General features: G+C 60.7%; 22 protein-coding genes and 1 pseudogene. 9 read left to right on the top strand and 14 right to left on the bottom strand.

The annotated features are described in order from the left end of the window. Positions 1-25 precede the first annotated feature (25 nt). Together recX and recA are read right to left on the bottom strand one after the other, a co-directional pair. Positions 26-496, bottom strand: a complete 471-nt coding sequence (gene recX / locus B9Z50_RS03850) for a recombination regulator RecX (protein ID WP_108362568.1) — start codon at positions 494-496, stop codon at positions 26-28. Between the two features lie 2 nt (positions 497-498). Further along, the gene (recA, locus tag B9Z50_RS03855; protein ID WP_108362291.1) at positions 499-1536 is read right to left on the bottom strand and encodes a recombinase RecA; all 1038 of its coding nucleotides are present in this window, start codon (positions 1534-1536) and stop codon (positions 499-501) included. A gap of 141 nt (positions 1537-1677) precedes the next feature. On the opposite strand from recA, the gene B9Z50_RS03860 reads away from it, so the two are divergent. The 3 genes from B9Z50_RS03860 (at position 1678) to B9Z50_RS03870 (ending at position 4489) form a co-directional block, all read left to right on the top strand. Then, the gene (locus B9Z50_RS03860; protein ID WP_108362292.1) at positions 1678-2181 is read left to right on the top strand and encodes a MarR family winged helix-turn-helix transcriptional regulator; all 504 of its coding nucleotides are present in this window, start codon (positions 1678-1680) and stop codon (positions 2179-2181) included. A gap of 138 nt (positions 2182-2319) precedes the next feature. Next, complete coding sequence (locus B9Z50_RS03865) at positions 2320-2994, top strand: response regulator transcription factor (RefSeq protein WP_108362569.1); 675 nt, start codon at positions 2320-2322, stop codon at positions 2992-2994. Between the two features lie 55 nt (positions 2995-3049). Continuing rightward, entirely contained in the window at positions 3050-4489 is a 1440-nt protein-coding gene (locus B9Z50_RS03870; RefSeq protein WP_108362293.1) for a sensor histidine kinase, read from the top strand. Between the two features lie 111 nt (positions 4490-4600). Here B9Z50_RS03870 and B9Z50_RS03875 read toward each other — a convergent pair whose 3' ends face one another. The 4 genes and pseudogenes from B9Z50_RS03875 to B9Z50_RS03890 all read right to left on the bottom strand — a co-directional run. Beyond that, positions 4601-5260, bottom strand: a complete 660-nt coding sequence (locus B9Z50_RS03875) for a glutathione S-transferase family protein (RefSeq protein WP_108362570.1) — start codon at positions 5258-5260, stop codon at positions 4601-4603. A gap of 25 nt (positions 5261-5285) precedes the next feature. Next, the gene (locus B9Z50_RS03880; protein WP_108362294.1) at positions 5286-5609 is read right to left on the bottom strand and encodes a hypothetical protein; all 324 of its coding nucleotides are present in this window, start codon (positions 5607-5609) and stop codon (positions 5286-5288) included. 14 nt (positions 5610-5623) lie between these two features. Beyond that, positions 5624-6376 carry a biotin--[acetyl-CoA-carboxylase] ligase gene (locus B9Z50_RS03885; protein WP_233249739.1) on the bottom strand — a complete coding sequence of 251 codons (753 nt, stop codon included), beginning with the start codon at positions 6374-6376 and terminating at the stop codon, positions 5624-5626. 184 nt (positions 6377-6560) lie between these two features. Then, positions 6561-7082, bottom strand: a pseudogene (locus B9Z50_RS03890) (SET domain-containing protein); the annotation flags it as partial. 95 nt (positions 7083-7177) lie between these two features. Here B9Z50_RS03890 and B9Z50_RS03895 point away from each other — a divergent pair. Further along, a complete protein-coding gene (locus B9Z50_RS03895) occupies positions 7178-10102 on the top strand; it encodes a DNA topoisomerase III (protein ID WP_108362297.1) in 2925 nt (974 codons plus the stop codon). 77 nt (positions 10103-10179) lie between these two features. On the opposite strand, the gene B9Z50_RS03900 is transcribed toward B9Z50_RS03895, so the two are convergent. Beyond that, a complete protein-coding gene (locus B9Z50_RS03900) occupies positions 10180-12075 on the bottom strand; it encodes an AMP-binding protein (RefSeq protein ID WP_108362298.1) in 1896 nt (631 codons plus the stop codon). A 108-nt stretch (positions 12076-12183) separates the two neighbouring features. Here B9Z50_RS03900 and B9Z50_RS03905 point away from each other — a divergent pair, with 108 nt between their 5' ends. After that, positions 12184-13077: an NAD(P)-dependent oxidoreductase gene (locus B9Z50_RS03905; RefSeq protein ID WP_108362299.1), complete on the top strand. Its 894-nt coding sequence runs from the start codon at positions 12184-12186 to the stop codon at positions 13075-13077. On the opposite strand, the gene B9Z50_RS03910 is transcribed toward B9Z50_RS03905, so the two are convergent. The 3 genes from B9Z50_RS03910 to B9Z50_RS17555 form a co-directional block, all read right to left on the bottom strand. Next, the gene (locus B9Z50_RS03910) at positions 13067-14374 is read right to left on the bottom strand and encodes a leucine-rich repeat-containing protein kinase family protein (protein ID WP_108362300.1); all 1308 of its coding nucleotides are present in this window, start codon (positions 14372-14374) and stop codon (positions 13067-13069) included. The genes B9Z50_RS03905 and B9Z50_RS03910 overlap by 11 nt on opposite strands. A gap of 110 nt (positions 14375-14484) precedes the next feature. After that, positions 14485-15486 carry a type I glyceraldehyde-3-phosphate dehydrogenase gene (gene gap, locus B9Z50_RS03915; RefSeq protein WP_108362571.1) on the bottom strand — a complete coding sequence of 334 codons (1002 nt, stop codon included), beginning with the start codon at positions 15484-15486 and terminating at the stop codon, positions 14485-14487. 219 nt (positions 15487-15705) lie between these two features. After that, positions 15706-15858 carry a hypothetical protein gene (locus tag B9Z50_RS17555; protein WP_158270627.1) on the bottom strand — a complete coding sequence of 51 codons (153 nt, stop codon included), beginning with the start codon at positions 15856-15858 and terminating at the stop codon, positions 15706-15708. A 231-nt stretch (positions 15859-16089) separates the two neighbouring features. On the opposite strand from B9Z50_RS17555, the gene B9Z50_RS03920 reads away from it, so the two are divergent. Both B9Z50_RS03920 and B9Z50_RS03925 read left to right on the top strand, forming a co-directional pair. Then, positions 16090-17232 carry a tetratricopeptide repeat protein gene (locus B9Z50_RS03920; protein WP_146183157.1) on the top strand — a complete coding sequence of 381 codons (1143 nt, stop codon included), beginning with the start codon at positions 16090-16092 and terminating at the stop codon, positions 17230-17232. Next, complete coding sequence (locus tag B9Z50_RS03925) at positions 17229-18398, top strand: HupE/UreJ family protein (protein WP_108362302.1); 1170 nt, start codon at positions 17229-17231, stop codon at positions 18396-18398. Before B9Z50_RS03920 ends, B9Z50_RS03925 begins: the two co-directional genes overlap by 4 nt. A gap of 18 nt (positions 18399-18416) precedes the next feature. On the opposite strand, the gene gndA is transcribed toward B9Z50_RS03925, so the two are convergent. Beyond that, positions 18417-19823: an NADP-dependent phosphogluconate dehydrogenase gene (gene gndA, locus B9Z50_RS03930; protein WP_108362303.1), complete on the bottom strand. Its 1407-nt coding sequence runs from the start codon at positions 19821-19823 to the stop codon at positions 18417-18419. A gap of 176 nt (positions 19824-19999) precedes the next feature. On the opposite strand from gndA, the gene hutG reads away from it, so the two are divergent. Continuing rightward, positions 20000-20815: an N-formylglutamate deformylase gene (gene hutG, locus B9Z50_RS03935; RefSeq protein ID WP_108362572.1), complete on the top strand. Its 816-nt coding sequence runs from the start codon at positions 20000-20002 to the stop codon at positions 20813-20815. Positions 20816-20999: 184 nt separating this feature from the next. On the opposite strand, the gene B9Z50_RS03940 is transcribed toward hutG, so the two are convergent. Beyond that, positions 21000-22151, bottom strand: coding sequence for an alkane 1-monooxygenase (locus B9Z50_RS03940; protein ID WP_108362304.1), 1152 nt, complete (start codon positions 22149-22151; stop codon positions 21000-21002). 213 nt (positions 22152-22364) lie between these two features. On the opposite strand from B9Z50_RS03940, the gene B9Z50_RS03945 reads away from it, so the two are divergent. Continuing rightward, positions 22365-23957 (top strand): GMC family oxidoreductase, encoded by a 1593-nt coding sequence (locus B9Z50_RS03945; RefSeq protein ID WP_108362305.1) that lies wholly within the window; start codon positions 22365-22367, stop codon positions 23955-23957. An 18-nt stretch (positions 23958-23975) separates the two neighbouring features. Here the strand turns inward: B9Z50_RS03945 and B9Z50_RS03950 are convergent, their stop codons facing one another. Next, positions 23976-24563 (bottom strand): hypothetical protein, encoded by a 588-nt coding sequence (locus B9Z50_RS03950; protein ID WP_108362306.1) that lies wholly within the window; start codon positions 24561-24563, stop codon positions 23976-23978. Beyond that, the gene (locus B9Z50_RS03955) at positions 24560-25795 is read right to left on the bottom strand and encodes a sterol desaturase family protein (protein ID WP_108362307.1); all 1236 of its coding nucleotides are present in this window, start codon (positions 25793-25795) and stop codon (positions 24560-24562) included. The genes B9Z50_RS03950 and B9Z50_RS03955 overlap by 4 nt, the downstream gene beginning before the upstream one ends. Positions 25796-25822 lie beyond the last annotated feature (27 nt).

The raw sequence follows: 25822 nt of genomic DNA on the forward strand, positions 1-25822 counted from the left end.
CGCCGACAAGAATCTGAGTCCAGTCTCAATCTAAGAGATCGTCACCCAGACCATCGCCTTTGACCACTCGCCGCACCACTTCGGCGTTGAAGCCCCGGGTGATCAGAAAACGCATTTGCTTGGCGCGCGCCTGTGGGTCTTGCGCGGGCGCAGCGAACTTCTTGCGCCAGACCTCTTGCGCCCGGCTCAGTTCGGTGTCTTTGAGCTGCTCCAAGGCCTCGGCCACCGCCTCGCCTGACAAGCCCTTGGTGGCCAGTTCTTGTTTGATTCGCGCACTGCCGAGTTTGCCAGCACGGCGGTTGACCAAAGAGTCCACCGCCCGGCCGTCATTGATGAAGTCCCGTGCTTGCAGCTCATCGAGGGCTTTGGCCAGCTCGCCAGGCACTTCTTCGTGTGCGGCCAATTTGCGCTCCAGCTCAGCACGCGAGTACTCTCGTTGGCTCAAAAGCCGCAGGGCACGGCCTTTGAGCGTGGGCTGAAAGCCGGGCTTGTTCAAAATCAATCGCCTTTGGGTTCTGCAATCGCCGATTCGAGCAAGCGAATGCCCAGCGATTCACGCACTTTGTTTTCGATCTCGCGGGCCAAAGCTGGGTTCTCGCGCAAAAACTCGCGGGCATTGTCGCGGCCTTGGCCGATTTTCTCGCCCTGGTAGGCGTACCAAGCACCCGATTTGTCGACGATTTTGGCGGTCACGCCCATGTCGATCACCTCGCCTTCGCGGCTGATGCCCTCGCCAAACAGAATGTCGAACTCGGCCGTCTTGAAGGGCGGGGCGACTTTGTTTTTGACCACTTTGACTTTGGTCTCGTTGCCGATCGCGTCGTCGCCCTTTTTGATGGTGCCGGTGCGGCGGATATCGAGGCGCACAGAAGCGTAGAACTTGAGCGCGTTGCCGCCGGTGGTGGTCTCGGGGCTGCCGAACATCACGCCGATCTTCATACGGATCTGGTTGATGAAGATGACAGTGCAGTTGGTCTTTTTGATGGTGGCGGTCAGCTTGCGCAGGGCCTGGCTCATCAAACGCGCTTGCAGGCCGGGCAGGCTGTCGCCCATGTCGCCTTCAATTTCGGCCTTGGGCGTGAGCGCCGCGACCGAGTCGATGACGACCAGGTCCACCGCGCCGGAGCGCACCAAGCTGTCCACGATTTCCAAGGCCTGCTCGCCGGTGTCAGGCTGGCTGACCAGCAGCTCTTGCAGGTTGACGCCCAGGTTTTGGGCGTATTGCACGTCCAAAGCGTGCTCGGCGTCCACAAAGGCGCAGGTGCCGCCCAGGCGCTGCATTTCAGAGATGACTTGCAGGGTGAGCGTGGTTTTGCCGGAAGACTCGGGGCCATAGATCTCGATCACGCGGCCACGGGGCAAGCCGCCCACACCCAAAGCGATGTCCAGGCCCAAAGAGCCGGTAGAAACCACCTGGATGTCCGCGATCACCTCGCCTTCACCCAAGCGCATGATGGTGCCTTTGCCGAATTGTTTTTCAATCTGGGCCAGGGCGGCTTGCAGGGCTTTGGACTTTTCGGTGTTGTCGTCGCTCATGGGAATCTCCTTGAATATCAATGGGTTGGGGCACCGGGCTCAGCAGTGATGCGCTGTTTACTGGATGCGCAAACAGTACTGTAAACGAACTGTACAAAGCTTTAAAGCAAATTTTTGGTCAGTTTGCCTTATCATTTAACCATGTCAGAAAACACCCATTTCAGCGCTCCGGGCAACCCCAACTTGCAAGACGATCGCTGGCGCGAAACCCACCTGGGCCGCTTGCTGGGCCACGCCATGCGGCGGTTTGATGAACGCGTGTTGCACCTGATGGCGGGCAACGAGGGCGTGCCCCTGGCCTTGGCCAATCTGGCCGCGCGCGACCAGATCAGCGCCGCGCATGTGCACATCACTCGCCACTTGGCCTTGGAGGGCTCGCGCCTGACCGACCTGGCGCGTGCTGCAGGCATGAGCAAACAGGCCATGGGCGACCTGGTGGGCCAATGCGCCGCTTGGGGCCTGGTGCAGCGCGAGGCCGACCCGCTGGACGCCCGCGCCCGGCGCGTGGTGTTCACGCCCGTGGGTCTGGCCTGGCTGCAAGCCTTCAAGGACGCCGTGGCCCAAGCCGAGGCTGAGTTTCGCGAGGCAGTGGGCAAAGATGTGGCCACCGTAGTGGCCTTGGGGCTGGAGGCTTATGCCAATTGAGCTGGCGGCATCAGGCAAAACGCAGAACCATGCGCCAGAAGCCCAATCTGCCCATAACAAGTGCTTGCAGACACTAGAATCGACAAAGATCACAAACTTGTGCCCCCGAGAACCCCCCAAAAACAACAGGAGACAGCCATGCGCATTCTGATAGCCGAAGATGACCAGGTGCTTGCCGATGGTTTGTTGCGCACCTTGCGCAGCGCGGGGGCGGCCGTGGACCATGTGGCCAGCGGCAGCGAGGCCGATGCGGCACTGATGACGAACAACGAGTTCGATTTGCTGATCCTGGACCTGGGCCTGCCCCGAATGCATGGCCTGGATGTACTCAAGCGCTTGCGCGCTCGGGGCTCCACGTTGCCCGTGCTGATCCTGACAGCGGCCGACAGCGTGGAAGAGCGCGTCAAAGGCCTGGACTACGGCGCAGACGATTACATGGCCAAACCCTTTAGCCTGCAAGAACTCGAAGCCCGTGTGCGCGCCCTCACCCGCCGTGGCATGGGTGGAGCGACTTCGCAAATCAAGCATGGCCCGTTGATCTACGACCAGTCCGGTCGTGTGGCCACGATCGACGGCAAGATGGTCGAGCTGTCGGCCCGCGAGCTGGGCTTGCTGGAGGTGCTGCTGCAACGCGCGGGTCGCCTGGTCAGCAAAGACCAACTGGTCGAGCGCCTGTGCGAATGGGGCGAAGAGGTCAGCAACAACGCGATCGAGGTGTACATCCACCGCCTGCGCAAGAAAATCGAAAAAGGCCCCATCCGCATCGCCACCGTGCGGGGTCTGGGTTATTGCCTCGAGAAAATCCCGGGCTGAGGGCGCGCCTGGCATGCGGCAGTCCCCTTAAGCCATGCAATCCAAGGGCTGAACCATGCGGATTTTCAAGCGCGAACAACGCTCGCTGTTTGGCGAAATTCTGGACTGGATGCTCACGCCACTGCTCTTGCTGTGGCCCATCAGTCTGGCGCTGACTTGGTTGGTTGCACAGGGCTTGGCCAACAAGCCTTTTGATCGGGCACTTGTCTACAACGTGCAGGCGCTGGCCCAACAGGTCAGGCTGGGGGCCGATAAACGTGTGGAGTTCAGCCTGCCGCAACCGGCCAGTGAACTGCTGCGCGCCGACGAAACCGATCTGGTCTATTACCAAGTCACCGGTAACTTGGGCGAGCACCTGAGTGGCGACCGCGAACTGCCCTTACCCAAACCGAATGAGCCCAAGGGCAGCAGCTACGAGGTGCACATCCGCGACGATGAAATGCGTGGCCTGGAAGTGCGGGTGGCCTTCACCTGGATACGGCTCGATTCCGACGGCAAGCGCCCGGCTTTGGTGCAGGTGGCCGAAACCCGCGAAAAGCGCTCGGTGCTGGCCGCTGAAATCATCAAGGGCGTGATGCTGCCCCAGTTCGCCTTGCTGCCGCTGGCGGTGTTGCTGGTTTGGCTCGCCTTGGTGCGTGGCATCAAACCTTTGTCGCAACTGGAAGAGCGCATCCGAGAGCGCAAGCCCGATGACCTGAGCCCTTTGGACGACAAAGCGGTCCCCATGGAAGTGGCCCCTTTGGTGGTCTCGGTGAACGACTTGCTCGAACGCCTGAAGGACTCCATCGTCACGCAAAAACGCTTTTTGGCGGATGCCGCGCACCAGCTCAAAACGCCTTTGGCGGGCTTGCGCATGCAGGCTGACCTCGCGCAGCGTTCAGGCTCCAGCGAAGAAGATCTAAAAAAATCTCTGCAGCAAATTGGCCGCGCCAGTGTGCAAGCCACACACACCGTCAACCAGCTGCTGTCACTGGCACGCGCCGAGGGTGGTGGGGCCAACTTGCCCTTGCAATCGTGCGACATGGTGAGTTTGGCCAGCGAGGTGTTGCAAGACTGCCTGCCCCGCGCCATGGACAAAGGGCTGGACTTGGGTTTTGAGGGGGTGACAGCAGGCACACCTGGGGCCCAGGTGCAGGGCAATTCCACACTGCTCAAGGAGATGCTGCGCAACTTGGTGGAAAACGCCATCCACTACACGCCCAGCCCACCCGAAAGGCAAGGCGTGATCACCTTGCGGGTGTTGGTAGACCCGTACAGCCGAGCCTTGGTGATCCAGGTGGAAGACAACGGCCCCGGCATTCCCCTGCCCGAGCGTGAGCTGGTGTTTCAGCCCTTTTACCGCGCCCTGGGCACCAACGTGGACGGCTCCGGGCTGGGCTTGCCCATCGTCAAGGAAATTGCCCAGCAGCACGGGGCCACCGTCAGCATCGACGCCGCCCATCCAGGCCAGACGCCACCCGGGGCCTGCTTCACTTTGCGCTTTGGGGTGAGCTGAGTCACATCGCACCCAGCTTTCGCTCAAAAGCCTCAAGCCAAGGCGGCAAAACACCGCCCTTGGACAGCCCACCACTTGTAAGCGCCCACCCTGGGGGCGATAGACCTTCGATCAGGCCGGCGCGCTCATGTTCAGCTGCAAGCGCTCGCGGGCCATCACGCGGGCCACGGCGGGCTCAGCAGCCACCTTCTGCACAAAGTCCCACAAGACGGGATGCGCCTCAGGCGCAATGCCTGCGATGGTGCCCCATCGGGTGAGCGTGAGGCTGTAGGCGTCAAGCGGGCCAAAGCGCTCACCACTGAGCCAAGGCTGGCCTTGGGCTTCAGCAGCTTGGACCAAGCCTTGCAACTCGCCCAACATGCTGCGAAACAGCTGTGTGTTGTAAGGCTTGAGCGCCGCTTGAACTTCAGGCTGGTCCGAGAACTTTTGCGGCATGAAGATGTGCGTGAAGGTCGGGTGCACCGTGTTGTTCATCCAGGCCAAGGTGGACAAGGCTTGGGCGCGGGCCATGGGATCGGTGGGCAAGAAACCCATCTGCGGGAAGATTTGATCAAGGTGCAGCACGATGGCCACAATTTGCGTGATCGGCTGCCCCGCATTGACCAACACAGGCACCTGAGCGCGCGGGTTGATGGCCTGGTATTCGGCGCTGTTTTGTTCACCCTTGTGCAGCTTGACCATGCTGGGCTCGAACTCGGCACCACTCATCTCCAGCAGCACATGGGGCACAAAGGAGCAAGCTCCGGGGGCAAAGTAAAGTTTCAAACTCATGGGAATCATCTCCGTGGCAAAGCAATCATCGCGGTGCAGCGGGCGGGGCTGCTGGGGCGGGTGCGGGCAAGGCCGGGACCGGGATGGTGGCAGTCGGGGCACTCGGGGCACTCGCATCTTGGGGTACTGCACTGGCTGGGTCGCTGGCCTCCACGGCGGGTGACTCGGCCGTGCTGGCAGTCGGCGGGATGACCACGAATTTCAGGGCTTCGGGGCGCACCTGCTGCTGCAAGCGTTCGGGTTCGCGCTCTTGGTTGGGGCCATGGCCCCAGCGAGCAAAAGCATCCCATTGCCAGGCCAACACAGCGGCATTGAGCACCAGCAAAAGTGCCAACCAGTATTTCAACATCTTGCAGGGTTCCGTCAGGTCTTGGGGCGTACGCTGATCTCGGCGCTGTGGATGTCCTGAACGCCAAGCTCGGTCTGCAATCGTAACGCACCCCCGGGGCCCACCCCCAGCGACACGCCTTGTTGGCCATCGCTGGTGTGTACAGCACGGCTTTGCAGCACGTCACGCGCTGCAAAACGGCTTTGCAACGGCGCAAAACCCTGGGCTTCAAAAGCCTTCAAGGTTTGGATGAGGGGCCATGCCACACGCGCCAAAGCAGCGGGTGCCGTGAGCTCAGGCAGCAACTCGGTCAGGGCCGCTGGCGGCGTGTTCAGCCCGTCTGCGGCTCGGGGGCGGATGTTCAGGCCCACGCCCACCACCACCTGGCTGCGTCCGCCCATGCTGGCCGCCTCGACCAAGATGCCGCCGAGCTTGCGGTCCTGAAACCACAAATCGTTGGGCCACTTCAGGCCCACATCGGGATGCAGGCTCTCGGCCAAGCTCAGGCCCACGGCCAGCGACAGACCCGACCAGTCTTGCGGCGCCAACGGGAGACTGAGCGAGAAAGTGAGCGAGTCGCCGGGCTGGCTTTGCCAGACGCGCCCCATGCGGCCGCGTCCTGCGGTTTGACGCTCAGCCACCAACAAGGTCGGCTCATGCTGGCCTGCGCGGGCGCGACGCATGAGCTCACTGTTGCTCGAATCGATCTCGGGCAGCACCTCGACGGTGAAGTCGGGCAACAAGGGGTAGACCTGCTCCCAGATCGTTTCAGCGGGCCAACGGGTCATGGGTGAATACATCCTTGCAAGCGTCACAGGGGTGGGCGTCCGTCTCGGTGGACTTGGGTCTCGGTGGACTTGGTTCTTTGTGGGAGCGGTCTCTGACCGCGATCAACGTCACTTCACAATCGATCGCGGTCAGAGACCGCTCCTACAGAAAATCGCAGCGCCTCCCCGGTGGGTCTTATTTTTTCTGGCCAGGAATTTTGGGCGTGGCCGGGCGGCGCTTGGGGGCCAGCAAGGTGCCCCGGCAATTGTCACTGCCGCACCAGCAAGGGTATTCGGCCTTGAGCTTCTTGGTGTAGGGCTCGTCGATGATCAGGCCGTAGTCGTAATTGAGTTCTTCACCAGCGGCAATGTTGCGAATGGCTTTGATGAAGATGCGGTCATTGTCTTCATCGGCTTCGCAGTTGGGGTCGCAGCTGTGGTTGATCCAGCGCGAAGAGTTACCGCCGTACAAGGCGTCGATCACCCGGTCTTCGTTCACATGAAAGTAAAACGTGTGGTTCGGATCTTCCGGGTCGTGCGGGTGGCGGTCTTGCGCCTCGTCCCAGCTGATGACCTCACCCACGTATTCGATCAGGGTCTCGCCTTCGGCGATGTCCTGCAGCGCAAACACACCCTTGCCGTGCACGCCAGAGCGGCGCACCTGAATGCGTTTACCGGATGCGCTGGGTTTGGCGCGGCTGGGGGATGAAACTGGTGTTTTGGCCACGGCGTTAAAAATTTGTTATGGTGAATTCATGTGGGCGTGCGCGTGAGCGTGTGCCCGGGCGCGTGCGCACACGCGAGACAACGGATTGTAATGACATGAAAACCTTGGTAATTGCAGAGAAGCCTTCAGTGGCTCAAGACATCGTCAAAGCCTTGACCCCGACCTCGGGAAAGTTCGAAAAACACGACGACCATTTTGAAAACGACAAATACGTGGTGACCAGCGCGGTGGGCCACCTGGTGGAGATCCAGGCCCCCGAGCAATACGACGTGAAACGCGGCAAGTGGAGCTTTGCCAACCTGCCCGTGATCCCGCCGCACTTTGACTTGAAGCCCGTGGACAAAACCAAGAGCCGCTTGACGGCCGTGGTCAGGCAAGCCAAGCGCAAGGACGTGAACGCCCTCATCAACGCCTGTGACGCGGGCCGCGAGGGGGAATTGATCTTCCGCCTGATCGAGCAGTACGCCGGTGGCACCAAGTCGCTGGACAAACCCGTGCAGCGCTTGTGGCTGCAGTCCATGACGCCGCAAGCCATTCGCGATGGCTTTGACAACCTGCGCACCAACACCCAGATGCAGGGCCTGGCCGACGCGGCCCGCAGCCGATCCGAGGCCGATTGGCTGGTGGGCATCAACGGCACGCGCGCCATGACCGCCTTCAACTCACGCGATGGGGGCTTCTTCTTGACCACCGTGGGTCGGGTGCAAACCCCCACGCTGGCCGTGGTGGTGGAGCGCGAAGAGCAGATTCGCAAGTTCATCAGCCGCGATTACTGGGAAATCCACGCCGAGTTCGGCGCTGCTGCCGGCACCTACCCCGGCAAATGGTTCGACCCCGCCTGGAAAAAAGAAGAAGACGCCGAAAAGAAAGCCGACCGCAAATGGACCGCTGCCGAAGCCCAAGCCATCGTCGACGCGGTGCGTGGAAAAACGGCCAGCGTGACCGAAGAAGCCACGCCCACCACGCAAGCGAGCCCCGGCCTGTTTGACTTGACCAGCCTGCAGCGCGAAGCCAACGGCAAGTTCGGCTTTTCGGCCAAAACCACGCTGGCCCTGGCCCAAAGCCTGTACGAGCGACACAAGGCCCTGACCTACCCGCGTACCGATTCGCGCCACCTGCCCGAAGACTATGTGCCTGTGGCCAAGCAGACCTTTGAAATGCTGGCCGACAGCGGCATGCGCCACCTGGCCCCGCACGCGCTCACGGCCTTGAACAACAACTACGTGCGCAAGATCCCGCGCGTGTTCGACAACAAAAAAGTGTCGGACCACTTCGCCATCATCCCCACGCTGCAAGCGCCCAGCGGCTTGTCCGAGGCCGAGCAAAAGCTGTACGACTTGGTGGTGCGCCGCTTCATGGCGGTGTTCTTCCCCAGCGCCGAATACCAAGTGACCACCCGCATCAGCGTGGCCGCAGGCCACAGTTTCAAGACCGTAGGCAAAGTCTTGGTCAAACCCGGTTGGTTGGCGATTTATGGCAAAGAAGCAGCCAATGAGGTGGAAGACGCCAAAGACGGCGACAAGGGCCAGAACCTGGTGCCGGTGCAGCCAGGCGAGATGGTTGGCGTGGAGTCGGTCGAGGCCAAGGGCCTGAAAACCCGCCCGCCCGCCCGCTATTCAGAAGCCACATTGCTGGGCGCCATGGAAGGCGCAGGCAAATTGGTGGACGACGACGAGCTGCGCGAAGCGATGCAGGAAAAAGGTCTGGGCACACCTGCCACCCGCGCGGCCATCATCGAAGGTCTGCTGAACGAAAAATACATGCTGCGCGAAGGCCGCGAGATCATCCCCACGGCCAAGGCTTTCCAGCTCATGACGCTGCTGCGCGGCTTGCAGGTGGAAGAACTCTCTCGCCCCGAACTCACGGGCGAATGGGAATACAAGCTCGCGCAAATGGAACAAGGCAAACTGAGCCGCGCCACCTTCATGGCCGAGATCGCGGCCATGACAGAGCACATCGTCAAAAAAGCCAAAGAGTACGACCGCGACACCGTGCCGGGCGACTACGCCACGCTCAGCACCCCCTGCCCCAATTGCGGCGGCGTCGTGAAAGAAAACTACCGCCGCTACACCTGCGCGGGCGCTGACGGCGCCAGCGACGGCTGTGGCTTCTCGTTTGGCAAGTCTCCTGCGGGCCGCACCTTTGAACAAGCCGAGGTCGAGCAGTTCATGCGTGACAAAAAAATTGGCCCGCTGGAAGGCTTCCGCTCCAAGGCCGGTTGGCCCTTCGTGGCCGAGATGGCGCTCAAGTACAACGAAGAAGAAAAGAACTGGAAGCTCGAGTTCGACTTCGGTGACGAAAAAAAGAACGAAGAAAGTGGCGAGATCGTCGAGTTCAGCGACGAGGCCTTGGGCGCTTGCCCCAAGTGCGGCAGCCCGGTGCACGAGCATGGCAGCAACTACGTCTGTAGCAAAGCCGTACCGACGAACGAACAACCCACACCGAGTTGCGACTTCAAGACCGGCAAACTCATCTTGCAGCAACCGGTGGAGCGTGAGCAGGTCGTCAAACTGTTGACCAGCGGCAAAACCGATGTACTCGACAAGTTCGTCAGCAACCGCACCCGCCGCAGCTTCAAGGCCATGCTGGCCTGGAACCCTGAAGAGGGCAAGGTGACGTTCGAGTTCGAACCCCGTGAAGGCGGCAAGAAATACCCGCCGCGCAAGACAGCGGCCACCAAGACGCCGTTTGGCAAAGCGGCCGCCAAAAAGACCACGGCCAAAACAGCCAAAGCGCCTGCCGCCAAAAAAGCGGCCAAACCTGCAGCAGAAAAAGCCCCGCGCAAAGCTGCCGTGGGCACCCTCAAACCCAGCCCGGCCTTGATGGCTGTGATTGGCGATGGCACGTATGCCCGCACCGAGGTCGTGAAAAAAATCTGGGACTACATCAAGGCCAATAACCTGCAAGACCAGGCAGACAAACGCTCCATCAAGGCCGACGGCAAACTGCAAGCGGTGTTTGGCAAGGACAGCGCCACCATGTTCGAGCTGGCCGGCATCATCGGCAAGCACTTGAGCTGAGACTGCAACCACGAACACAAAAAACGCCACGCCATTCGTGGCGTTTTTTGTGGGCCATGCGCAGGCCGCTCAAACCCTCAAGGCGCGTGCAGCACCAGCTTCACAGGCAAAGCGTCCAGCAGGGGCTTGAGGGCCGTCCAAGCATCGGCAGGCGTGGCGCGGGCGTCCACCGCCACCGGTGCATCGCCAGCCGCTTGCACCTGCGGCCATTGCACGGGTTCGAGCTGCAAGGGCGCTAAGGTGTTGTGGATCAGTCGTTGCACCACGGCCGCTGTGGCCAAGGTGCGCAATTCGGGTTTGTAAATTTTGCCGACGTTGGTCACCGGCATGCGGTCCAGCACCGTGATGGACTTGGGTTGGGCAGGCGCTTCGTCGACCCGCTCGGCCGTGAAAGCGAGCAACTCGGCTTCGGTCACATGACGGCCCGGTTTGAGGGTGGCAAAAGCCACTGGCAACTCACCCGCATAGGCATCGGGCGCACCCACGGCAGCGCACAAGTCCACCGCTGGGTGCGCACCCAGCGCGTCTTCAATCACTTTGGGGTCAATGTTGTGGCCGCTGCGGATGATCAGGTCCTTGGCCCGGCCCGACAGGTGCAGACGGCCTTGCGTGTCGATGAAGCCCACATCACCCGTGATGAGCCAGCCGTCGGGCGTGAAACTGCGCGCTGTCTCTGCGGCATCCAGATAGCCGGAAAACAAATTAGGCCCTTGGTACAGCACCATGCCTTTTTCGCCTGCGGGCAGGGTTTGCGTTGTGGCCTGGTCATCGCTGTTCAGCGCCACGATGCGCACACGCGCATGCGGCAGTGGCCAACCCACGCAGCCTGCAGGTGCACTCAGGCCCGGCGGGGCCACGGTGCTCAGGCCAGCGGTTTCGGTCATGCCCAGGCTTTCGTTGATCTGCAGGCCCAAGGTTTGTTCAAAGCGTTGCGCCAATTCGGGCGGCAGCGGTGCTGCGCCCGTGCGTACCGAGCGCATGCGCGAGATGTTGGCCCCGTTCAGGGATACACCTGCCAAGGCCGCCAGCACCGTCGGCACACCCGACATGAGCGTGCAGCCGTGGTGCTCGGCCAAGCGCCAGTAGTTCTGCACCACCTCGCGGTTGCGAAACAGGCTGGACGTGGGAATGATCACATGCATGCCGATGGCCAGTGAACACAGCGCCCCAGGCAGCACGCCCGCCACATGGAACAGCGGGTAACCGTTGATCGTGACGTCGGTGCTTTGAAAGCCCTGCATCTGCGCGTTGGCCCAGGCGGTGAAGACCTGCGCACCATGGCTGTGGCGGGCCAGCTTGGGCGCACCGGTGGTGCCGCCGGTGTGAAAGTAAGCCGCGATGTCATGCGGGTGAAACACACGGCCGCTGATGAGCCGATCACCGACTTGCACAGCACGTGCAGCGTGAAAGTCTTGCACGCCCGCCGGCAGCACATCGGCTGCAGGCAGCGGGCCACCATCGGGATGAACCAGCAGCACGGTGTGCAAAGCGGGGCATTGGGCTTGAAGGCGCAGGGCTTTGGTGCGCAGTTGGCTGTCGTCGTCCACCCCGTGGGCGATCAGCACTTGTGCACCGCTGGCCTGCAACAAAGACACCAGCTTGTCCTCGCTCAGCAGCGGGTTGAGCGGCTGCACAATGCCCGCCGCCTCGCCACCCCACAGGGCCAAGTGGTAGGCCAGTCCGCCGGGCAACAGAACGGCTGCCACGTCTTGTGGGCCCAGTTGCAGGCTGTGCAACAAATTGGCCGTCTGGTGAATGCCTTGCAACAAGCTGCGGTAGGTCCAGGTGGTGGACGCGCCACCGGGCTGGCCCGTGTGCAAAAAAGTCAGCGCAGGTCGCTCGGCATGAACCTGGGCGCTGGCGCGGATCAGGTCATAGGTGCTGGCCCAAGGCATGGCCTCGTCCATCGATGTGGCCTCGATGCGGTGAACGTCTGCGAGGGATTGAACGGGAGATGAAACGGTCAGGTGCATGCACCATGTTAGCCAGGGTTTGCAGGTCTCAAGGCTGCTCAGGCGACACCATGGTCTGGCCATTTCTTCCAAAATAGGCTTTTCTTTCACCACACCGCAGAGACTCACATGCAACACATCGGATTTATCGGCGCTTCGGGTTTGATGGGCCATGGCATGGCCAAGAACCTCCGGGCCAAGGGTTTTGACTTGTCGATTTCGGTGCACCAGCGCACCGCGCCCGTGCAGGACCTGCTCGCTGCTGGAGCGCGACAAGTCAGCGCCTACGCCGACCTGGCGGCCTGCGATGCGGTGATCATTTGCGTGACCGGCTCGCCCCAGGTCGAGGCGGTGGTGGCTGGACCAGGCGGTTTGCTGTCCAAGGCACGCGCGGGCCTGATCGTCATCGACACCTCCACCAGCGAGCCCGAATCCACCCGACGCCTGGCCGCGCTGTGTGCCGCGCAGGGCGTGATTTATGTGGACGCGCCGCTCACACGCACGCCCATCGAGGCCGAGGCGGGCAAGCTCAACTCCATGGTGGGGGCGTCACCCGAGGTGTTCGCGCGCATCGAGCCTGTGATTCGCGCTTACAGCGAAAACGTGTTCCATGTGGGCGAGATGGGCTCGGGCCACGTCGTCAAGCTGCTCAACAACTTTGTGGCACAAGCCATTTGCACCGCCACAGCAGAGGCCTTTGCGGTGGGGGCCAAGGCGGGCGTGGACCTGGACAAAGTGGTGCAGGTCATCTCGGCCGGCGGGGTCAACTCAGGGCTGTTCCAGCTGATGAGCAAAACCCTGCAGGGCGACTATGGCGCGATGAAATTCGAGTTGAACAACGCGGCCAAGGATTTGCGCTACTACTCGCACCTGACCGAGAGCATGAAGGTGCCCTCCATCATTGGCACCAGCGTGCACCAAGCCCTGAACACCGCCGTGGCTTTGGGCTATGGCAGCGAAATGGTGCCTTCGCTGGTCAAGGCGCAGGCCCAGCTCAACCAGGTCACGATCGTCAAGGCTTGAGGGTTTGAAGGGCTTGGGCCACTTCGGCTGCTATGGGCCGCTGACGCGGCTGCTCTGACAAGCAGTCAAGGGCCAGTGCTTGCATGGCCTGGACTGCTGGGTGTTGTGCATGTGCCGGCACCGCAGCGCCCAACTCTTGCAGCAAACAGCCCAAGGCCCGCACCTCCAGCGCCAGCAGGCTTTGGCGAAGTTCGGGCTGGGCAGTCGGCAGCCGCGTGGCCGCGCCAAAGTCACCCAAGCGGGTCAGGCCATGCACAGGGTCGATCAAGATGTTGTGTGCGTACAGGTCGCCGTGCATCACGCCCCGCTGGTGCAGGTGTGCCACGGCACCGGCCACATCACTGGCGATGCCCAAGGCCAAAGTGACTGAGAGCTGAAAGTCCGGCGGGTACACGTCCCGGGTGCAGCTCTCTAAGCTGGGCGGCCCTGCCAGATTGATGTGCGCCGCAGGAATCAGCGGCATGAGCAAACCCTGAGCTTGCGCGGGGTGACCTGTGAGTCGCGCCACAGGCGTGGTGAGCACCGGGTGCTGCCCGGCTGCCAAGCAAGCGGCCAGTTCGTCTTCGGGCAGGCCGTCGCTGGTCACCTCGCCTTTGAATAATTTGAGTGCCAAAGGCTGCGGCCAATCTTTGGCGTGCACTTGGTAAATGTGGCCCGAAGCGCCTTCACCCAGCAATGGGCCGTACGTCAAATCGTGCCAAGCCATACCCGGCAGCTCGGAAACAGCCGGACCAACCCAGCCCATGGCATTACCCGCCAGCGCCAGCCAGGACAGGCGCGGCAGTTCCGTGAGCCAAGCGGGCACCGTGGTCAAGCGGTTGGCCGAAACGCGCAGCAATTCCAGACGGTGCGCGCGCTGCAGGCTTTCTGGCAAGGCCTGCAGCCGGTTGCCTGCCAGCATCAGCTTTTGCAAAGCCGGGCGTTGGCCCAGTTCAGAGGGCAAGCGGTGGATCGCGTTGTTGGTGAGCGTGAGCCAGCGCAAAACGTGCGGCAGCGCGGCGGCGGGCACTTCTGCAATTCGGTTGGCTTTGAAGCCGACCATTTGCAAAGCCGGGCAGTCGCCCAGCACTTCGGGCAGCACCTCAAAGTCGTTGTCTGAGGCAAACAAGACCTGCAGCTTGTGCAGGCGTGTCAGCTGGTGCGGCAATTCTCGCAAGCGGTTGCCACTGAGGTTGAGCACCTCCAGCGTGTCGGCCAACTCAAAAATCTCTTGCGGCAGTTCGGTCAGGCCACAAGACAGATCGAGGCGGCGCGTGCCCGCCAGAGCGCCGCTGCGCAATTGTTCCAGGGTGTGCATGGTTATCCATCAGCCAATGAAAACGCCCATGAAAAGCATGGGCGTTTTCTGTCGATTGTCGGTCATGGCGCAGTGACTTGACCCACGCCCTTGCACACGAACGGGTGGGCTTATGCCTGGCCCACCACCCGTGCCATCTCGAGGCACTTGTTTGAGTAGCCCCACTCGTTGTCGTACCAGGCCATTACCTTGATGAAGGTGCTGTCCAGCGCCATGCCCGCTTCGGCATCGAACACACTCGTGCACACCTCGCCACGGAAATCGGTCGACACCACCTTGGCTTCGGTGTAACCCAACACGCCCTTGAGTGCCCCTTGGCTTTGCGCCTTCATCTCGGCGCAGATTTCGGCATAGGTGGCCGGGTGGTTGAGCTCGGCCGTCAAATCAACCAAGGACACATCGCTGGTGGGCACACGCACCGCCACACCCGTCAATCGGCCTTTGATTTCAGGAATCACCACGCCCACGGCTTTGGCCGCGCCGGTGCTGCTGGGGATGATGTTTTCCAGAATGCCACGTCCGCCGCGCCAGTCCTTGTTGCTCGGGCCGTCCACGGTTTTTTGGGTGGCGGTGGTGGCGTGCACGGTGGTCATCAGGCCACGCTTGATGCCCCATTTGTCGTTCAGCACTTTGGTGATGGGGGCCAGCGCGTTGGTGGTGCAGCTGGCGTTGCTGATGATCGCTTGTCCGGCATAGGACGCGTGGTTCACGCCGTACACAAACATGGGTGTGTCGTCTTTCGACGGCGCAGACATCACGACTTTTTTGGTACCGGCTGCCAGGTGTTTGCCTGCACTGTCCTTGTCCAGAAACAAGCCGGTGGCTTCGATCACCACGTCCGCGCCCACCTCGTTCCACTTGAGGTTGGCCGGGTCGCGCTCTTGCGTGAGGCGGATGCGTTGGCCGTTCACGATCAAGGTGCTGCCCTCGACCGACAAGGTGCCCTGAAAACGGCCATGCACGCTGTCGTACTCCAGCATGTAGGCCAGGTACTCGGGCTCGAGCAAGTCGTTGATGCCGACAATCTGGACATCCTTGAAGTTCTGGACTGCAGCACGCAGCACCATGCGGCCGATGCGGCCAAATCCGTTGATGCCGATTTTGAGGGTCATGGGGGTCTCACTTTCATTGGGTTTATGGGCGGCAGCTTCCTGAAATGGGCAGCCCTGCATGTAACCATGCTACGCGAAATCATGAAACTTTGTTACAAAATCTGTCTGGCGTGTTGGATTGTTTTGGTTTTGTAACCTCGGTCAGCATGAAGAAGATGGGTTTTCAGACAGGCGTAAAAAAACCCCTCAAGAGGGGTTTTTGCACAGAGCCAAGAAAAATTACTTCTTGACGCAAGCTGGGTTTTTCTCGTTTTCTTTTTTCGAGCAGTCGACTTTTTTGTCGTCCATTTTGCCGCCGCCATGGCTACCTGCGAAGGCGGGCGCGGACATCAGCATCACTGCGGAAACGAGGGCAGTCATCACGGTTTTCATAGAAACACCTTCTGGGAATGAGGTTGTCGAAAAGATTCAGAATCGAGTGCCTGCGGTTTCGGGCACATCATCATCCTAGTCACTTTCCTTGAAAGGCCCTCCAAGATGGCCAAAACCCCTTTACTTGGGTCGCCTTTTAAAGCTGCAAGGCTTTCAACCCACTGGCGCAGCGTCGCACTGGCGCTTGGATGGGTGCTGACAAGCCAAAGCACACTCGCCCAGGAGCGCTTTTTGCCCCAGGCTTCGGCGGTCGTTCTGGCCGCTTCGGTGCACACGGCGGGGGGCCGCCCCAGTGCACTGCGTGCCCTGGACCAAGCTTGGCGAGCCCAACCTCAAGACTCACCAGCCGCACTGGCCTATGCCCGAGCGGTGTTCACTTTGGGTTTCAACGAAGGCGATTTGCGCTGGTTTGGTTCGGCCAAAGCGGCTTTGATGCCTTGGTGGCAGGCGACTGATTTGCCCGCCGATGGCTATTTCATGCGGGGTTTGGTCAAACAGGGCTTTCACGACTTCGATGGCGGCTTGCAAGACATCCACCAAGCCATCACTTTGAACCCCGAGCGTGCGGAGTTCTGGTCGTGGCGCTTTGCCCTGCATTTGCTCCAGGCCAATATGGGCGCTGCCCGGCAAGATGCCGAAGAAATTGCGCGGCGCTTTGGCCCACAAGAAGGCGACATTTACAGCGCCGTGTTGGCGTACCGAACGGGCCAAGCCTTGACGGCCGTGCAAAAGCTGAACGCGTCGATGCGCTTGCCCGACTACCAAGATGCCGCCTCGCAAGTCTGGATCGGCTTTCATCTGGGCGAGGCACACCGTGTGGCCCAGCAGCCCGAGCAGGCCATCGCCCTTTGGCAGCGGTTGCTGCAGGCCCATCCCCAATCGCATTTACTCAGGCTGTCTCTCGCCGATTTGCTCAACCAGCAAGGGGGATTCCGTCAGGCCAAGGCCGTGGCCACCGCACAAGCGACCCCATCCAACAGCAACTTGACCGACGCTTTGCTGATGCAGGCCCTGCTGGCCAGTCGCGGCCTGAAAGCGCCAAATGAAGCTGCCTTGGCCCAGCAGATGGCCGCGCGTCTGCAGTCGCAAGCGCTGCGCCAGGAGTCGCTGATTGAGCGGCCCAAACTGATTTACCAGATTGCTTATGGGCAGGATCTGGCGGCAGGCTTGGCCCTGTCCATCGAGAACTGGCAACAACAAAAAGAGCCGCCTGATGCGGTGCTCTTTGCACAGGCCGCGCTCGCGCTCAACCAGGCACGCGCGGCCGAACCGGTGGTCCAGTGGGCCCAAACCACGGGCTACACCGACCCGCAATTGGCCCCACTCCTCTTACAACTGAAGGCTCACCCGAGCTGGTCCAAGGAGCGCCCATGAGCTGCCCAACCATGCGCCAGCACTGGCACGCCTGGCTCGGTGTATTGACCTTCGTCGCTGCTTTGTTGGGGTCTGGCGCAGCCTTGGCGCATTCCAGCAGCAACAGTTACCTGACGCTCAGCGCGCCAGATGGGCGCTTGACTTTGCGTGCCGACCTTCATTTGCGCGATGTGGACCTGATCTTCGATCTGGATGCCGACCGCGACGGCCAAGTCAATTGGGGCGAAACCCACATGCGCAGGGCTGAACTGAGCAGTTGGCTCGATCAGGGTTTGCAGCTGAGTGCGTCCGGGCAAAAGTGCCTGCTGGGTGTGCCCGATCTGCAGGCCAGCGAACACGCCGACGGGACTTATTTGAGTGCGCTGTGGACACCCGATTGCCCCGGCGTCTCCGATCTTTCGAATGTCAGTTTGGCCTTGCGCTATGGCCTGATGTTTGATCAAGACAGCCTGCACCGTGGTCTGTTGAAGGTGGATTTGCCGGGCTTTCAGAGCAGCGCCTTGCTCAGCCCCGAGCGCCCCGAGGCGCAGCTGAGCCAGGCCGACAGCAGCGCCTGGCGGGTGTTCGGCCGCTACATCGTTGAAGGGGTGTGGCACATCTGGATCGGCGTTGACCACATCGTGTTTTTGCTCAGCTTGTTGGTGCTGGCGCCTTTGTTGCCTTCGCGCCAAAGGATCACACAGTGGCCTGCGGCGCAGCAGGCCAGGCCTGTGCTGATCGATGTGCTGGCCGTGGTCACGGCTTTCACGGTGGCGCACTCCATCACGCTGGGCTTGACCATCATGGAATGGCTCACGCCCCCACCCGATCTGGTGGAGCCCGCCATTGCACTGTCGGTGGTGCTGGCCGCTTTGAACAATTTGCTGGGCATCAATTCGCTCAAGCGCTGGCGCTTGGCTTTTGTGTTTGGCCTGGTGCACGGTTTTGGATTTGCCAGCGTGCTGCTGGACTTGGGCTTGCCTGCCAGTGCCTTGGTCGCAGCCTTGGGCGGCTTCAATGTGGGTGTGGAACTGGGCCAGCTGGCCATCGTGGGGGTGTTCTTGCCCATTGCCTGGCTCTTGCGCCACACCCGCTTTTACCGCTGGGTCATCGTCGCGGGGGGCTCGGCCGCCATTGTGGTGTTGGGCCTTTTCTGGACACTGGACCGCATTGGTTGGCTGGCTTGAGGGGCCAGCCGCCTTGTTTCAATCCATCCAGCGTGTGTGGAACTTGCCCGCACGGTCCGTGCGCTGATAAGTGTGGGCCCCAAAAAAATCGCGCTGGGCTTGCAGCAAGTTGGCGGGCAAACGCGCTGAGCGGTAGGCGTCGTAATAACTCAGGGCGCTCATGAAAGCGGGCATGGGCACACCGTGCAACGCGGCTTGGGCCACCACTTCGCGCAGGTCTTGCTGGTTGTCGGCCATGACGCGGGCGAAGTGCGAGTCCACCAACAAATTGGGCAAATCAGCCTGGCCGCTGTAGGCGCGTCGAATGTCTTCGAGCAAGTGGGCGCGGATGATGCACCCGGCCCGCCAAACCTGGGCCACTTGGGCCATGGGCAGCTGCCACTGCTGCTCGCGGTCGGCGGCCCGCATCAGGGCAAAACCCTGGGCATAGGCGCAGACCTTGGCGGCCATCAGTGCACCACGCAGCTGGGCCAACACGGCAGCGCGCTCGGGCCAAGGTGTGGTTTCAGGACCGTGCAAAACCTGAGCCGCTGCCACGCGCTCGGTCTTGATGGCGCTCAAGGTTCGGGCGAACACCGCCTCTGCAATGGTGGGCGCGGGCACGCCCAAATCGAGCGCCACCTGGCTGGCCCATTTGCCTGTGCCTTTTTGTTCGGCGGTGTCCAAAATCATGTCCACCAAAGGCGCGCCGGTCTCGGGGTCGGTGCGTTGAAGGATGTGCGCGGTGATGTCGATCAGGTAACTGCCCAGCTCGCCCTCGTTCCAGGTGGCAAACACCTCACCCATTTCTGTGGCCGACAAACCCAACTTTTGCATGAAGGCGTAGGCCTCACAAATCATCTGCATGTCGGCGTATTCGATGGCGTTGTGCACCATCTTCACAAAATGGCCCGCACCGCCCGGCCCCATCCACTCGCAGCAGGGCTGACCGTCTTCGGCTTTGGCAGCAATCGCCTGCAGCAGGGGCTTGACCAAAGGCCAGGCCTCGGGCGATCCACCGGGCATGAGGGCCGGGCCCCGCAAAGCGCCCTCCTCGCCGCCACTCACGCCCGAGCCCACATACAAGATGCCCGATGCACGCAGGGCGTCGATGCGCCGCTCGGTGTCGGTGAACAGCGTGTTGCCGCCGTCAATCAGCACATCACCGGGCGACATAAGGGGGGTGAGCTGCGCCAGCACCTGGTCAACGGCCGCACCAGCGGGCACCATCAACCAAACGCGCCGGGGTACCGACAGGCTGCCCACCAGTTCGGCCAAACTCTCGCTGGCCTGAGCTTTCAGGCCTTGGGTGCGTTGTGCAAAGTTGTCGCGCTTGTGGGCATCGAGGTCAAAGCCCGATACCGAAAAGCCGTTGCGCTCCAGGTTCAGGGCGAGGTTTTCCCCCATCACGCCCAGGCCCACGAGGCCGATGTCCATGGCTTGCATCTTGTTCTATCCTTCGTTCTAGCCTGTTCAAGCGGGTGTATTGTCATAGCAACCATTGAGAGTTCCTGTCACCTCTCTGTCTGCTTGAGCACCCCTGCTTTTAACCCCTCAACACTTCTAGGCATCAGGCCCTTCTTCTCGACGCATACTTCGTGACAGAGGCCAGACAAATGAGCATGACGTTTCAAACCACCGAACCCCCGTTCCGCTTTCGCCAAGGCACACGCCCGTTATTGATCTCGATGCCGCATGTGGGCACACATGTGCCGCCCGAATTGGCCGCACGCCTGACCGATGAAGCCCAGCGCGTGCCCGACACCGACTGGCACCTGGAACGCCTGTACGACTTTGCCGATGAATTTGGTGCCTCGGTGCTGGTGGCCACACATTCGCGTTTTGTGATCGACCTGAACCGCCCGCCGGATGGGAGCAGCTTGTACCCGGGACAAAGCGTCACGGGCCTGTGCCCAGTGGACTTGTTTGACGACCAACCGCTGTACCGCGACCCGGAAGACCTGCCGAATGAGGCCGAGATTGCCGAGCGGCGCGAAGCCATTTGGCAGCCTTACCACGCGCAGTTGGCGCAGGAGCTGGCGCGGCTACGCGAGGTACATGGCGTGGCGGCTTTGTGGGACGCGCATTCCATCCGCTCTGTGGTGCCTCGCTTTTTTGACGGCCAACTGCCCGACCTGAACCTGGGCACGGCCAACGGGGCCAGCTGCAGCCCGGCGCTGGCTGTGCAACTCCTGGCCATTGGCAAGCAAGCCAACGGCTACACAGCGGTCCTCAACGGCCGCTTCAAAGGCGGGCACATCACCCGGCAATACGGCAACCCGGCGCAAGGCGTGCACGCGGTACAGCTGGAAATGACGCAATGCAGCTACATGCAAGAAAGCTGGCCGTTCGACTATTTGCCCGACGTGGCAGCAGGCGTGCAGCCGCATGTGCGCAAGATGCTGGAGGCCGTCTTGGCGTTTGTCGAATCTCATTGATCTGGCCTGATCAATTTTGAATGGCTTGTGTTTTTTAGGCCATGCGGCTATTTTTGTCTTTGTAGGAGGCCACCCCGTAGGCGATGGTTTTGAGGGCCTGCTCCACGCCCATCGCCCACGGGGTGGGCTCCTACAAAAAAACCATCTCTTGAATGTTTTTACAGTCTTCAAGTGTGCAGATCATTCAGGCCCAGCGCCTCATGAGTTTTTGCCGAACTGATGGCTGGACATTGGCCAGGTTCAAATTTCCGCCATAGTGCGCCATCACGCGGCGGTCCATCCACGCAAACCACAGAGGCGGGCAGTAAGCCACTGAGATCATGGTGGCGTAGCCCGCGGGCAGTTGCGGCGCGGACTCGAAGTGCCGCAACGCCTGGTAGCGCCGGCTGGGGTGGGCGTGGTGGTCGGAATGCCTTTGCAGTTGGTAGAGCAAGAGGTTGCCCACCAAGTGGTTGCTGTTCCAAGAATGCTCAGGCTCGCAGCGCACATAGCGGCCGCTCGCGTCTTTTTGCCTCAGCAAACCGTAGTGCTCCACGTAGTTCACCACCTCCAGCATCGAGGCGGCGTACACGGCCTGCAGCACCAAAAACGGCAACGCCACCCAGCCCAGCCACACCACCAACGCACCATACAAGAGCAAGGTCATGCTCCAAGCCTGCAGGTTGTGGTTTTGCAGGTGCCACACGTTCATGCCTTGTTTGTTCAAGCGCTCTTGCTCCAGCGCCCAAGCCGATTGCCAGCTGCCCCACACCGAGCGTGACAAAAAGGCCCAAAAGCTTTCGCCCATGCGGGCGCTGGCCGGGTCTTCCGGGGTGGCCACACGTTTGTGGTGGCCGCGGTTGTGCTCCACAAAAAAGTGACCGTAAGCGCTGGGCGCCAAAGCGATCTTGGACAGCCACCGGTCCAAGGTTTCTTTCTTGTGGCCCAACTCGTGCGCGGTGCCAATGCCAATGCCATTGATGGCCCCCACCGTCAGCAACAAGGCGACATGGCCCCACCAGGGCAACGACTGGGTGACTGCGATCCAGGCGCCCAAGACCGTGCCAATCAGTTGCAGGGGCACATAGGCCCACACCAAGGCCCGGTAAAACACATCGGCATCGAGTTGCCCCACCGCAGATTCGGGTGGGTTGCTGAAGTCTTCGCCAAACACCCGGTCGAGCATGGGCAACAAGACATGGATGACCATGGGGGCCAAGAACATGCACCACACATGAGCGCTCCACAAAAAAGCCACCAAGGAGCCCGTGAACACCAGAGGGATGGCGGGGCTGAGCAGCCACCACCAGCGCTTGTCTTGCCAAGCCTCATCGAGTGGGATGCTTGGGCTTTTCATGAAAGAGGCCTGCCTAAGCATTTTGGGCCCACAAACTCAACGACGGTCCGCATAACTTGTCTCCAAATGTGGCTTCATTGTGAGGGGTGTTTGGACCCAAGAGATGCTGCCAAGACGAGGGGTTTACCGGGAAAAACCCTGATGCACACAAGACAGGCCAAGGCACGCTGGAGCCCTTACATTGGCGTCACAAAGTATTTTGCGAGGTATTTCATGGAATTTGATTACGTGATCGTGGGCGGCGGTTCGGCCGGTTGTGTGCTGGCCAGCCGGCTGAGCGAAGACCCCAACGTGCAGGTGGCCCTGCTCGAGGCCGGGCCACCCGACTCCAGCGCGCTGATCCATTGCCCGGCCGGTATCGCGCTCATGGCCCGCACCGAAATCGTGTCGCAAGGCCTGAACACCGTACCGCAACCCGGCTTGAACGGCCGCATCGGTTTTCAGCCGCGTGGGCGCACGCTGGGCGGCTCCAGCTCGACCAATGCCATGGCCTACATCCGAGGCCAAGCTGTGGATTACGACACCTGGGTCCAGATGGGTTGCACAGGCTGGTCCTGGGCCGAGGTCTTCCCCTACTTCCTGAAGGCCGAGCACAACGAGCGCATCCATAACGAGTGGCATGCCCAAAACGGCCCTTTGAACGTGGCCGATTTGCAAAGCCCCAATGCGTTTTCCAAACGCTTTGTCGAGGCCGGCGTGCAAGCGGGTTTGGCGCACACCACCGACTTCAACGGCCCCACGCAAGAAGGCGTGGGCTTGTACCAAGTCACGCAAAAGGCAGGCGAGCGCTTCAGCGCGGCCAAGGCCTACCTCACGCCCCATCGGGGTCGGCCCAACCTGCACGTCATGACCGGCGTCACGGTGGACCGGATCGGCCTGGTGGACGGCGTGGCGCGGCAGGTGCACACCCTGCAGGGTGGCAAGGCACAGACCTTGACCGCCCGACGCGAAATCATTTTGAGCGCGGGCGCTTTCCAGTCACCCGCCATCCTCATGCGCTCAGGCATTGGGCCTGCTGCGCATTTGCAAAGCTTGGGCATTGAGGTGCTGCACGACCTGCCCGGCGTGGGTGAAAACCTGCACGACCACCCTGACGCGGTGCTGGTGGCCGATGCGCCGGGACAGACCGATTTGATCGGCTTGTCAGCCCAAGGTGTGTGGCACACCTTGCAGGCCCTGTGGGCCTGGCAGAAACACCGAAAGGGACGCCTGACCACCAACTTTGCCGAGGGCGGTGCGTTTTACAAAAGCCGACCCGAGGAAGCGCACCCGGACATTCAACTGCACTTTGTGGTGGCCAAATTGGTCGACCATGGACGCCAACTGACCATGGGCCACGGCTACTCTTTGCATGTGTGTTTGTTGCAACCGGACAGCCGAGGCCGTGTGCAACTGGCCGACCGCAACCCCAACAGCGCACCGCTGATCGACCCCCAGTTTTTGAGCGACCCGCGTGACCTGCAGCGCTTGCGAGATGGCGTGCGACAAGCCCAACGCATCCTGGCCCAGCCCGCTTTGGCCGCGTATGGCAAAGAGTGGGCAGCATCCGCCGATGCCCGCACCGACGAACAACTGGACCACTGGATTCGCCAAAACGCCGACACGGTTTACCACCCGGTGGGCACCTGCCGCATGGGCCAGGACAACATGGCCGTTGTGGACGCGCAGTTGCGCGTGCACGGCGTGCCGGGCCTGCGCGTGGTCGACGCCTCGGTCATGCCGCGCATCGTGAGCGGCAACACCAATGCGCCAACCATCATGATTGCGGAGAAGGCGGCGGACTGGATCAAAGCCCTGCACAAATGATCTATGGGCCGATGTATTTCAGTTTGTGAGAGCGCTGGTTGACGTGATTGAGACCGATCGTTTGGAACCCATCCACAACACCAGCAAGCTCAAACTCATACCGATGTGCAACACATCACCAGGCAACAACGGCGGCGCATTCAGTTTCAAAGCAAATGCCGTTAATGTCATCAGCAACAGCAGGCCGCCCAACGCGGTGAGTTTCTTTTGATTTTTGACGCCCAAGACCACAATGCTCAGTGCAGAAAGCAGCGCACAAACTGCCGTCCAGGCTTTGATCTGGGCCACCATGACCAGAAAAATGCAGGCAGTCGCTGCAACGATGGCATAAATCCACGCAAATCGGCGTTGCGTCGCCACCGCACTGTCAGGCTGAATGACGGCCATGGCCAGCAGTGGCAAGCCCACTCCAGCGCCCAGCATGGAGAAGAATTGGTGGAGTGAAGGCATGGGCAACAGTTGCGAAAAACGCAAAGCCCCCAAAATGGCCGCAGCAGCCAAAAGCAATTGACTCAGTCGCCATGCAGGTCGGGCCTTGCTGGCATCAAAGGCCAACGCCAAACACACCACCGCCAAGACAGCATCAAAAAGTGCTTGCAGGTTCATGCGACTTCCAATGTGTTCGACAGTTTGGCCGCGGTGCTTTCCTGTTGCAGTGAGCGCAAAAGCGTCAATGAAATCAACAGGAGCGCTAAGGCGAGACCGCGCACAACAAGCGGGACCGGATAGAACCATAACCCTGCGATCAGAGGACTTAGCGTTATAAGACAGCGTAGGGCTTCGAGCTTGGCAGCACGCATGCGGCTTTCAAAAACGCGACTGAGAAAAGCCGTACTGATCACGATCATCAAGGTGAAGGCTGCCCGGTCGGCCCAGCTCAAATGAGAAGACACCCGCAAAAGCTCAATGACCATGGCCAACACAACACCCGAGGCGATCCAGCCGTAAACCATCTGCGTGCGGGTGACGGGCGTCTCAAATCGTTTTGAAGTCTGCGCCGTTGAGAGAGGTTCAGTCTTGCCACCCACCATCCCAGGTGGTGCAAACATGACATGGAGTTTTTTGCGCAAGCCTGTGACGTTGCGCATGTCACGCCAAAGTGTGGTGTAGTTTTTGAAATTTCCCCAAACAGGATTCCAGCTGTTCAATGGCGTCAAGGTGCCGTAGACCACAGGTTCGTCGTCGCGCTCTTCGGTGTAGGTGCCGAAAATTCGATCCCAGATGATCAGTGTGCCGCCATAATTTTTGTCGATGCAATAGTCGTTGCGCCCATGGTGGCAGCGGTGATTGGAGGGGGTCACGAAAATACGATCCACCCAACCGAGTTTGCCGACCAATCGGGTGTGGCTCCAAAATTGATACAAAGCACTGACCAATGCCGTGATCACAAAGACCTTGACGGGGATGCCCACAATGGCCATCGGCAGATAAAAAATCCAGTAAAAAACCTGGTTTGTCCAAGATTGCCGAAGAGCCGTAGACAGGTTGAATTCTTCACTGGAGTGATGGACCACGTGAGATGCCCACAGCAAGTTCACCTCGTGGCCGCTTCGGTGGGCCCAGTAGTAAAAAAAATCATACATAAAGAACGCCACGATCCAAACGGCCGGATGTCCGATGTCCCATTCAAAAGCAGCAACTTGGTCCACCACCATGGCGTAGACAAAGATGGACATCAGTTTCAAGACGGAGCGTATCGTCTCGCTGACAAAGCCAATGTTCAGGCTGGTCACCGTATCGTGAAAACGATAAACCTGTACAGCCCTCCTTTTGGACACGAAGTATTCAAGGGCAATGAACCCCAGAAAAAATGGAATGGCGTAAAGAATAAGACCCATGAGCGCAAAGTTCCTTGTTGATTTTTC

It is taken from the genome of Limnohabitans sp. Bal53, assembly GCF_003063355.1.
GTDB lineage: Bacteria > Pseudomonadota > Gammaproteobacteria > Burkholderiales > Burkholderiaceae_C > Limnohabitans_A.

Bases quoted from the DNA above. Each gene is read 5' to 3' on its own strand.
- B9Z50_RS03895 (WP_108362297.1), top strand. From the start codon at position 7,178: ATGAAAACCTTGGTAATTGCAGAGAAGCCTTCAGTGGCTCAAGACATC.
- B9Z50_RS03925 (WP_108362302.1), top strand. From the start codon at position 17,229: ATGAGCTGCCCAACCATGCGCCAGCACTGGCACGCCTGGCTCGGTGTA.
- recA (WP_108362291.1), bottom strand. From the start codon at position 1,536: ATGAGCGACGACAACACCGAAAAGTCCAAAGCCCTGCAAGCCGCCCTG.
- B9Z50_RS03865 (WP_108362569.1), top strand. From the start codon at position 2,320: ATGCGCATTCTGATAGCCGAAGATGACCAGGTGCTTGCCGATGGTTTG.
- B9Z50_RS03900 (WP_108362298.1), bottom strand. From the start codon at position 12,075: ATGCACCTGACCGTTTCATCTCCCGTTCAATCCCTCGCAGACGTTCAC.
- gndA (WP_108362303.1), bottom strand. From the start codon at position 19,823: ATGCAAGCCATGGACATCGGCCTCGTGGGCCTGGGCGTGATGGGGGAA.
- B9Z50_RS03940 (WP_108362304.1), bottom strand. From the start codon at position 22,151: ATGAAAAGCCCAAGCATCCCACTCGATGAGGCTTGGCAAGACAAGCGC.
- B9Z50_RS03950 (WP_108362306.1), bottom strand. From the start codon at position 24,563: ATGAACCTGCAAGCACTTTTTGATGCTGTCTTGGCGGTGGTGTGTTTG.
- B9Z50_RS03955 (WP_108362307.1), bottom strand. From the start codon at position 25,795: ATGGGTCTTATTCTTTACGCCATTCCATTTTTTCTGGGGTTCATTGCC.
- B9Z50_RS03870 (WP_108362293.1), top strand. From the start codon at position 3,050: ATGCGGATTTTCAAGCGCGAACAACGCTCGCTGTTTGGCGAAATTCTG.
- B9Z50_RS03945 (WP_108362305.1), top strand. From the start codon at position 22,365: ATGGAATTTGATTACGTGATCGTGGGCGGCGGTTCGGCCGGTTGTGTG.
- B9Z50_RS03905 (WP_108362299.1), top strand. From the start codon at position 12,184: ATGCAACACATCGGATTTATCGGCGCTTCGGGTTTGATGGGCCATGGC.
- B9Z50_RS03910 (WP_108362300.1), bottom strand. From the start codon at position 14,374: ATGCACACCCTGGAACAATTGCGCAGCGGCGCTCTGGCGGGCACGCGC.
- hutG (WP_108362572.1), top strand. From the start codon at position 20,000: ATGACGTTTCAAACCACCGAACCCCCGTTCCGCTTTCGCCAAGGCACA.
- gap (WP_108362571.1), bottom strand. From the start codon at position 15,486: ATGACCCTCAAAATCGGCATCAACGGATTTGGCCGCATCGGCCGCATG.
- B9Z50_RS03885 (WP_233249739.1), bottom strand. From the start codon at position 6,376: ATGACCCGTTGGCCCGCTGAAACGATCTGGGAGCAGGTCTACCCCTTG.
- B9Z50_RS03875 (WP_108362570.1), bottom strand. From the start codon at position 5,260: ATGAGTTTGAAACTTTACTTTGCCCCCGGAGCTTGCTCCTTTGTGCCC.
- B9Z50_RS03860 (WP_108362292.1), top strand. From the start codon at position 1,678: ATGTCAGAAAACACCCATTTCAGCGCTCCGGGCAACCCCAACTTGCAA.
- B9Z50_RS17555 (WP_158270627.1), bottom strand. From the start codon at position 15,858: ATGAAAACCGTGATGACTGCCCTCGTTTCCGCAGTGATGCTGATGTCC.
- B9Z50_RS03880 (WP_108362294.1), bottom strand. From the start codon at position 5,609: ATGTTGAAATACTGGTTGGCACTTTTGCTGGTGCTCAATGCCGCTGTG.